The organism is Amycolatopsis ruanii (genome assembly GCF_003385175.1).
GTDB lineage: Bacteria > Actinomycetota > Actinomycetes > Mycobacteriales > Pseudonocardiaceae > Amycolatopsis_E > Amycolatopsis_E thermalba.
Window position 1 is genome coordinate 1 of sequence record NZ_PQHY01000133.1, and the last position, 7,804, is coordinate 7,804.

The 7,804-nt window shown below is 70.7% G+C and carries 6 protein-coding genes; 3 read left to right on the forward strand and 3 right to left on the reverse strand.

Annotation, left to right across the window (positions count from 1 at the left end; translation table 11 throughout):
- Nucleotides 1–70: 70 nt before the first annotated feature.
- Entirely contained in the window at nt 71–1,231 is a 1,161-nt protein-coding gene (locus D0D28_RS34665; RefSeq protein ID WP_116115413.1) for a kynureninase, read from the reverse strand.
- 132 nt (nt 1,232–1,363) lie between these two features.
- Here D0D28_RS34665 and D0D28_RS34670 point away from each other — a divergent pair, with 132 nt between their 5' ends.
- Nucleotides 1,364–3,151: an AMP-dependent synthetase/ligase gene (locus D0D28_RS34670; RefSeq protein ID WP_116115415.1), complete on the forward strand. Its 1,788-nt coding sequence runs from the start codon at nt 1,364–1,366 to the stop codon at nt 3,149–3,151.
- Between the two features lie 4 nt (nt 3,152–3,155).
- Here D0D28_RS34670 and D0D28_RS34675 read toward each other — a convergent pair whose 3' ends face one another.
- The gene (locus D0D28_RS34675) at nt 3,156–4,049 is read right to left on the reverse strand and encodes an SDR family NAD(P)-dependent oxidoreductase (RefSeq protein WP_116115417.1); all 894 of its coding nucleotides are present in this window, start codon (nt 4,047–4,049) and stop codon (nt 3,156–3,158) included.
- Between the two features lie 413 nt (nt 4,050–4,462).
- Between D0D28_RS34675 and D0D28_RS34680 the strand changes: the two genes are divergently transcribed.
- Nucleotides 4,463–5,680 carry an MFS transporter gene (locus tag D0D28_RS34680; RefSeq protein ID WP_430732416.1) on the forward strand — a complete coding sequence of 406 codons (1,218 nt, stop codon included), beginning with the start codon at nt 4,463–4,465 and terminating at the stop codon, nt 5,678–5,680.
- Nucleotides 5,681–6,125: 445 nt separating this feature from the next.
- On the opposite strand, the gene D0D28_RS37235 is transcribed toward D0D28_RS34680, so the two are convergent.
- On the reverse strand, nt 6,126–6,389 hold the full coding sequence (locus tag D0D28_RS37235; RefSeq protein WP_240323470.1) for a hypothetical protein: 264 nt from the start codon (nt 6,387–6,389) through the stop codon (nt 6,126–6,128).
- Here D0D28_RS37235 and D0D28_RS34685 point away from each other — a divergent pair.
- Entirely contained in the window at nt 6,295–7,527 is a 1,233-nt protein-coding gene (locus tag D0D28_RS34685; RefSeq protein ID WP_429728444.1) for a GGDEF domain-containing protein, read from the forward strand. The two genes, D0D28_RS37235 and D0D28_RS34685, sit on opposite strands and share 95 nt — an antisense overlap.
- Nucleotides 7,528–7,804: the final 277 nt, after the last annotated feature.

The window sequence follows — 7,804 nt, forward strand, 5'->3', positions numbered from 1 at the left end:
CCCCACCCACCGTTGAAAGGACCGCTCAACCCCACACGACCGGCCCCTCCACCGACCACCGCAACCCCGCCTACCGCAGCCCGCGCAACTCCTCCGCCGCCCGCAGCACGTCCGCGTACCGCACGTACAACCCGGCCAGCCCGAACCGCAGCACCTCGGGCGGCCGGAAGTCCCCGATCACCCCGCGCGCGATCAGCTTCCCCATCGCCGCCTTGGCGTCCGGCCACGCGACCGAGATCTGGTTCCCCCGCGAAGCCGGCGTGACCACCCGCGCCCCGGGCACCAGCTCGTCCAGGCACCGCAGGAAGAACTCCCCCAGCGCGAGCCCCTTCGCGCGCACCTGGTCGATCGTCACGTCGCGCCACACGTCCAGCGCCGCGTCCAGCGCCAGCATCGACAGGATGTCCGGCGTCCCGGTGCGGCCGCGGCTGATCCCGGCCCGGCCGGCGTACCCCGGCGTCATCCCGAACGGATCGGCGTGCCCGGCCCACCCGGTCAGCGGCTGGTCGAAGTCCGCGAGCCACTTCCGCGCCACGTAGAGGAAAGCCGGCGATCCCGGGCCACCGTTGAGGAACTTGTACGTGCACCCGACCGCGAGATCGACCTCCGCGGCGTCCAGCGGCACCGGCACCGCCCCCACCGAATGGCACAGGTCCCACACCACGACCGCCCCGGCCGCGTGCAGCGCCGCGGTGATCCCGGGCAGGTCGTGCAGCTCCCCCGTCACGTAGTCGACGTGGTTGACCAGCACCACGGCCGTCCGCGAATCCGTCTCGGCGGCCAGCGCACCGACCGGCACCCGGCGCACGGAGTGACCGGTCATGCGCGCCGCGCTCTCGGCGATGTAGCCGTCGGTGGGGAACGTGCCCGCGTCGACCAGGATCTCCGGCCGTCCCGGGTTCAGCCGCGCCGCCGCGACCACCGCCTTGAACAGGTTCACCGTCGTCGAATCGCCGACCACCACCTGGCCCGGCCCCGCGCCCACCAGCGGCGCGATCCGGTCGCCGATCCGCTCCGGCGCGTCCCACCAGCCCTCGTCCCACGACCGGATCAGCCGTCCGCCCCACTGTTCGCCGATCACCTGGGCCATCCGCGGCGCGACCCCGCGCGGCGGCGCGCCCAGTGAATTCCCGTCCAGATAGGACACTTCCGGGTCGAGATCGAACTCCGCGCGCTTGCCGGCCAGGGGGTCCAGCGCGTCGAGTTCGGCCGCTTCGTCTCGCAGCGACATCGTGTCCCTTTCTCTCTATCGCCCTGTGTCGGCGGTCACATACAGTGGTGTCTCCGCCAGCTGATCACGAGGAGGTCGCAGTTGACCAGCCACCCGTCCGTCGCTGAGCAGGCCGAGGGCTTGACCATTCCCATGCTCCTCCGTCGCAACGCCGCGGAGTACGGCGACCTGCCCGCGCTCACGTCGCTGGACGACCCGGACCGCCCGACGCTCACCTGGTCCGCGTTCCGCGACGAGGTCGCGGCGGTCTCCCGCGGCCTGGCCGACCTGGGCCTGCGCCGCGGCGAGCGGATGCTGATCATGGCCCCGAGCACGCCGGACCACCTGATCGCCGACCTCGCCGCCACGCACCTGGGCGCCATCTCGTGCACCGCGTACGCGACGCTGAGCCCCGAGCAGATCTCCTACGTGGCCCGGCACAGCGCGACCCCGGTCGTCGTGCTGCAGGGCATGGACGAGCTCAAGCGCTGGCAGCAGATCCTGCACGAGCTGCCCGCGCTGCGCCGCATCGTGATGATCGACGCCGACGCCGTGCCGGCCGGTGACGAGCGGTTCGTCAGCCTCGCCGAGCTACGCGCCCGGGGCGCCGAACTGCACGCCGCCGACCCGCGGGTGTTCGAGGACGGGTGGGCGGACATCCGTCCCGGGGACCCGATCGCGATGATCTACACCTCGGGCACCACCGGCGACCCGAAGGGCGTCGTGCTGTCCCACCACAACGTCATCTTCGAGGCCTACGCCGTGCACGCGCTGCACGAGACGCCGCTGCACCCGACCAACATCGCGTACCTGCCGCTCGCGCACATCGCCGAGCGGGAGATCTCGATCTACATGCCGATCGTGTACGCCGGTCACGTGCACACGCTGGCCGATCCGACGCAGGTCGCGGGCGCGCTGGGCCGCGTCCACCCGCAGGGTTTCTTCGGCGTGCCGCGGGTGTGGGAGAAGATCGCCGCCGGGCTCAAGGCGATGCTGCCGAACCTGCCGGAGGACCGGCGCACCGCGCTGCTGCAGGCCAACGAGCTGCTCCAGCAGGGCTACAAGCTGCGCAACGCCGGGCAGGAGGTGCCGCCGGACCTGGCCGCGAAGATCGCGGAGACCGACCGGCTGGTGCTGGACCCGCTGCTCGCGCTGCTCGGGTTCGACAAGCTGCACTTCTGCTCCAGCGGCGCGGCCGCGCTGCCGGTCGAGGTCCTGTACTTCCTCGCCGGGCTGGGCGTGGAGATCCACGAGGTGTGGGGCCTGTCGGAGACCTCCGGCGCGATCACGTCGAACTCGGCGAAGGCGTTCCGCGCCGGCACGGTCGGGCGCCCGCTGGCCGACACCGAGATCAAGGTCGACGCCGACGGTGAGCTGCTGGTGCGCGGGCCACTGGTGTTCCTGGGCTACCTTCAGGAGGACGGGTCGATCGCCTCGGCCGTGGACGCCGACGGCTGGTTCCACACCGGCGACATCGGGACGATCGACTCCGACGGCTTCGTCACGATCACCGACCGCAAGAAGGAACTGATCATCACCTCGGGCGGCAAGAACATCGCGCCGACCCGCATCGAGGGGCTGCTCAAGGAGCACCCGCTGATCGGCCAGGCGGTGGCGATCGGCAACGACAAGCCGTTCGTGACGGCGCTGATCGTGGTCGACGACGAGTTCCTGCCGGCGTGGGCGGCGCAGCAGGGCATCCAGGGCAGCGACCCGGTCGTGCTCGGCGAGCACCCGGCCGTGCGCGAGGAGATCCAGCGCGCGGTGGAAGCGGCCAACGCGCGGCTGTCCCGGGTCGAGCAGATCAAGAAGTACCAGGTGCTGGCCACGCCGTGGACGCCGGAGAGCGGCGAGGTCACCCCGACGCTCAAGCTCAAGCGCCGGATCATCAACGACCGCTACGCGGCCGACATCGCCGCTCTCTACACCGCCGACCAGTAGACCGTCAGGCCGAGCGGAGGGGCGTGGTCCACTTGCGGAGGCGCGGTGGAACACGCTTCTCCAGGCCGTACGGCTCGAGGTGGGCGCTGAACACCTCGTCGAACGCCTCCCGCACGGTCTCGGTGTCCCACGTCTGCCGCTCCAGGATCGGCGCCTTGAAGTAGGGCTGGCCGACGATGTGCAGCTGCGGCCCGTTGCAGCGCACCAGCTGCCCGGTGATGCCCTCCGCCTCGTCGCTCAGCAGGAACTGCACGACGGGCGCGATCCGGGACGGCGTCCGATCGGGGGGACAGTTGCGCAGCGAACGCTCCGACTTCCAGACCATCCGGGTGTGCGCCAACGGGCAGACGGCGTTCACCCGGATGCCGCAATCTTCCAGATCCAGTGCCCACGAATAGGTGAGCGACGCCACAGCTCCTTTGGTCGCCGCGTACACGCCGAGCTTGCGCTGGCCGAGCGAAGCGCCCGAGGAGATGTTCACGATCGACCCGCCGCGACCGCCCGCGACCATGGCCTTCACCGCCGCGATCCCGGTGTACATCACGCCCAGGACGTTGACCTCGACCAGCTCCCGGACCTCGTCCGGGTCCTCCTCCCAGGGCAGCGCCTCGTAGTTCAGCCCGGCGTTGTTCACCAGGCCGTCGATCGCGCCGAACTCGGAGACGCACAGGTCGACGATCGCCTGGGCCTGCGCCGGGGCGGTCACGGTGTGCCCGCTGGCCACCGCCCGCCCGCCGTGCTCGCGGATGTTCGCCGCGGTGCGTTCGGCCAGGCCGGCGTCGACGTCGTTGACCACGACCGCGGCCCCGGCCTGGGCCAGGTGCACCGCGAACGCCTCGCCGAGACCGCGCCCGGCGCCGGTCACCACTACGGCCCGGTCCTGCATCAGCATGCTCATCGGTTTTCTCCCCACCGGCCAGTCCCCGAGCTCCAGCCCGTCCTCGGCTGTCTCCCTGGCCTGTGAGTCCAGTCTTCGCGCCCGGAGGGCCCGGCGGCGGGAGCGCACCGACGAACGGTCCGCTCACTGCGCTGAACGAGTGACGCCTGATCGGCCGGACTGACCGCACCGCCGGTCACGCGGGACGAAATCTTCCACCGTTCGTCGTAATCCGAAGGTTAGAAGGTCTACCACCGTATGGGCCCAATGAGGCGATACGGTCGCGCTGTGACTGTTCGCCTGCGTGTAGTGAGCGGCATACTGATTGTTGCGGAACGTGTCACTTGAGTGACCGGCGTCACAGGAACCGGGCGGGCAGCGACAGAGTCAGTGAGCGCAGGCAGCCACCCGACGAGGGGGAAGTGGGGAGAGGTGTGAAGACCACGACTCGCCCATCCGTGGGTGCGGCGCTCGCCAACCGCGAGTTCCGCACCGTGTGGCTGGCCGAGGCCCAGTCGGTGCTCGGCGACCAGCTGACCACGGTGGCGCTGGCCCTCACCGTCTACCACCGCACCGGCTCGGCGCTGTGGTCCGCGGTCGCCTACGCCCTCACCTTCCTGCCCGCGCTGGCCGGCGGGCTCGGGCTGGCCCAGCTGGCCGACCGCTACCCGCGCCGCACCATCCTCGTGGTCACGGCCGCGCTGCAGGCGGTCTTCATCGCCATCATGGCGATCCCCGGCATGTCGGTGGTGTGGCTGTGCGTGCTGGTCATGCTCGCGCGACTGGCCGGCGCCCCGTCCAACGCGGCCCAGAACGCGCTGACCCGCGAGATCTTCACCGACGACGAGCTGTACCTGCGCAGCCAGGACATCCGCGGCATCACCACCAACACCACCATGCTGGCCGGGCTCGCGCTGGGCGGCGTGATCGTCACCGCCGCCGGCCCGTCCCTGGCGCTGGCCCTGGACGCGCTGACGTTCGCGATCAGCGCGCTGGCCCTGCACCGCTGGGTGCGCCCGCGACCCGCGGCCGGGGACGGCGACGGCTCGTGGTTCGGCGCCATCAACTGGGTCGCGAAGCAGCGCAGGCTGCGCGTGCTGCTCGGCCTGTCCTGGCTGGTCGGCCTGGCCATGGTGCCCGCCGGGCTGGCCGCCCCGCTGGCGCGCGAGATCGGCGCGCCCGACCAGGCCGTGGGGTGGCTGCTGGCGGCGGACCCGCTGGGGTTCGCGCTGGGCGTGTTCGTCCTGTCCCGCTACGTCTCGGCCTCGGCGCGCCGCCGGACGGTCGGCGTCCTCGCGGTCGTCCCGACGGCGCTGCTGCTGGCGTTCGGGCTGCAGCCCGGCCTCGTTCTCGCCCTGGTCGTCCTCGCCCTTGCCGGTGCGGCGGGCGCGTACATCATCACCGTCGGGGCCACGTTCATCACGTGGGTGCCCAACGAGCTTCGTGGCGGAGCGGGCGGCCTGTACCGGACCGGCCTGCGGGTCGCGGAGGGCGTCGGGGTCGCGCTCGGCGGCGTGCTCGCGCAGTGGTCCGGTGCGGCGACCACGGCCATCATGATCGCGGGTGCGGCCGGGGTGGTCCTCGGCGTGCCCCTCGCGATGGCGTGGGGACGAGTGCTGGGCACGGACAGCGATGCGGCCCGCACCGACTGACGGCAGCGGTTGCTGCATTCGGAAGATCAGAAGTCACGGTCGCGCACGACGATTCACCTCACGTTTTTCCGGCGGAAACGAACACAAATCGACGGCACCTCAGAAGTCGCGGTCGCGCACGACGAACACCTCTCCCACGGGAACGGAAACGAACGCTATTCACAGCGGGGGATCAGAAGTCGCGGTCAGACACGAGGAACACCTCCATTCGGTGCCTGTGGCCGGGACGCGTTGCGTCCGTACAGCCGCTCGTGGCGGAGGTACGCGGCGCTTCGCGTGCGGTGAGATGATACCTGTTGATGGAAAGTACCCGGCGTCGTTCCGGGCACAGCAAAGTTACCCGGCGGCGGTACGCGATGTCGAGGGAAGGTGAGCCGATGCCTCCGCACCACGCGCGTCGGCGATCGCCTACACTCCACGGCGATCCGGACCCCAGGGAGGGCGTTCAGCCCATCGAAGAGCGCAATTCGGTACCCCGCCAGGCCGCGCCCGGGAGGGCGGAGCCGAACACAAAGCGTGATGCGTTGAGCACGCGCCGCGCCATGCTGCCGCGGAATTGGGCATTGTGGCGTCGTCCGAAGCGATTCGTCGCTTTCCTGCTCGTCGCCGAACTGATTGCGGTCGGGTGGCTGGTCGTCGCATTCGTGAACGCGAGCGCGCCGAGCGGTCTCGATTGGCTGCGGTTCGCGATTCTCACCGTCGGCGCCACGGCGCACATTCAACTGACCCGGCGCCAGGAAGAACGTCGGCGAAATGCGGGTGGGCGGGTCCTGATCGACCTGACCGCGGTCTGGGTGGTGCCGGCCGCGATTATTCTTCCGGTGCCGTTGACGATCCTGGTCGTCGGTCTGGTCCGGGTGCAGCGCTGGTTCGTCGCGCGGCGGCCGGCGCACAACTTCGTGTACTCGACGGTGGCCCACATGCTGGCGGCGACGCTGGCCCACCAGGTGTACGTGGAGCTGGGTCCGCACGACTGGGGTTCGCTGGACATCACCGGTTCGCTCGTCGAGTTCGGCTGGATGCTGGTGGCCGGGCTCATCTACGAGGGCGTGCAGATCCTCTACATCGGTTCGGTGATCGCGCTGGCCGCGCCGGAGAAGGCGAACGCGCGGACGGTGCTGGGCAGCCCGGCGGACAACGTGCTGGAGGCGATCACGATCGGCCTCGGCGCGGTCACGGCGATCCTGCTGGTGATCATGCCGCCGACGGTGGCGATCATGGCCGTGGTGACGGTGGTGTTCAACCGGCTCGCCGAGATCGAGCAGCTGCAGGCCGACGTGCGCACGGACCCGAAGACGCAGGTCGCGAACATGCGCGGGTGGACGGAGTCGGCCGAGCGGGCGCTGACGCGGGCGGGCAAGGCGGCCGATCCGCTGGCGATCCTGATGATCGACCTGGACCACTTCAAGTGGATCAACGACACGTTCGGCCACCCCGCGGGTGACGACGTGCTGCGGCACCTGGCGCAGCTGCTGGACGAGGTGACCCGCCCGAGCGACGTGGTGGGCCGCTTCGGCGGTGAGGAGTTCCTGGTGCTGCTGCCGGACACGGACCAGGCGGCGGCGACGGTCGCCGGGGAGCGCATCCGCTCGGCGGTGGCCGGACTGCGGATCAGGACGACCAACAAGCGCGGCGACCAGACGCTGGTGGCGGACCGGACGGCCTCGATAGGGGTCGCGGTGTTCCCCGACCACGGCGACACCCTGGCGACGCTGATGCAAGCCGCGGACGCGGCGGTCTACGAGGCGAAGGAGGGTGGGCGGAACCAGGTCCGGATAGCCCGCGCGCCGCAGGATCCGGCGCCGGTACCACCCCCGTCGCGCGAGGCCAAGCACATCGCCCACTGACGGGCCGGTTTCCCCCATTGGGCATTCAGGCGCCCGCGAATAGCGGGGAATCGCACATCTTCACACGGGTCTAACGGCCCTTGTGCGTCGCGCTGGCCAGCGGAAGAAACGTCTCATTCGCGCGCGCCTTTCGCACCCCCGTATGCCATGCCCGCACCCCAGGGATTCCGGCCAGCTACGCCCCACTCGAAATCCCCTTCCACACACCGTCGACAGCCCGCTCGCCACCACGGCCGCCCCCCACCTCCGATACGTGCACCCACCACATCGACTCCCC

Coding starts and splice junctions, on each gene's coding strand:
- D0D28_RS34665 (WP_116115413.1), bottom strand. CDS start 1,231: ATGTCGCTGCGAGACGAAGCGGCCGAACTCGACGCGCTGGACCCCCTG.
- D0D28_RS34675 (WP_116115417.1), bottom strand. CDS start 4,049: ATGAGCATGCTGATGCAGGACCGGGCCGTAGTGGTGACCGGCGCCGGG.
- D0D28_RS34670 (WP_116115415.1), top strand. CDS start 1,364: ATGCTCCTCCGTCGCAACGCCGCGGAGTACGGCGACCTGCCCGCGCTC.